The sequence below is a fragment of the Vibrio sp. D173a genome (assembly GCF_030248475.1).
Window position 1 is genome coordinate 1 of the sequence record NZ_JAHGAH010000608.1, and the last position, 702, is coordinate 702.

The 702-nt window shown below is 44.6% G+C and carries 1 protein-coding gene and 1 pseudogene; one reads left to right on the plus strand and one right to left on the minus strand.

All coding sequences use genetic code 11. The features are described 5' to 3' along the window. Positions 1-314: helix-turn-helix transcriptional regulator (locus KIV40_RS27880; protein ID WP_285352444.1), on the minus strand; the 314-nt coding region annotated here is incomplete at its 3' end. Between the two features lie 116 nt (positions 315-430). On the opposite strand from KIV40_RS27880, the pseudogene KIV40_RS27885 reads away from it, so the two are divergent. Further along, positions 431-702 (plus strand): annotated as a pseudogene (locus tag KIV40_RS27885) (hypothetical protein); the annotation flags it as partial.

Genomic DNA, 702 nt, shown 5'->3' on the forward strand with positions numbered 1-702 from the left:
TCCCCCGGCGCCATATGAAAGGTCGCCTTAAATGCGCGGCTGAACGACGAGAGCGAGCTAAAACCACACTTGTTGGCTATCTCAGCAACAGAAGAGCCGGTATCAAACATCAATTGATTCGCCGCATACTCCATTCGGGTACGACGGATGTATTGATGAATCGACTCTCCCACCACACTTTTGAAGATTCGGTGAAAATGCCGCCCTGAATAAGCGGCGACTTCAGCTAACTCTTTAGCAGGCAAATCTTTACTGATGTCTTGATGAATGTAGAAGAGCACATCATTGATTCTGGATATGTGTTGGCGTGACATTCTCTAAATAGCATGAATGGACATATTTAAGAGCATAAATGGACACATCGATTTTTTCAATGCCATGTAATATCACTAGATAAACAAAAAAAGCAGACACAACGAGATCACTACACATGGAAATCGCAAAATCATTACAACAAATCCAGTCTTCCTATATTCGCGAAATTCTTGCCGCTGCGAGCGACAAAAACGTCATCTATTTGGCCGGTGGTCTGCCAGATGAACAAACATTTCCGATTGAGCTGATGAAGCCGACCCTAGAAAACTTGGCGAACATGCCAGAAGTGTTTCAATACGGTTCAGTGATGCAAGGTGAAATGATTGAATTACCGGGTGGCCGTTATGCACTAGCACTTAACCTTGAGCGTGACTCGGTTGGTGCGGT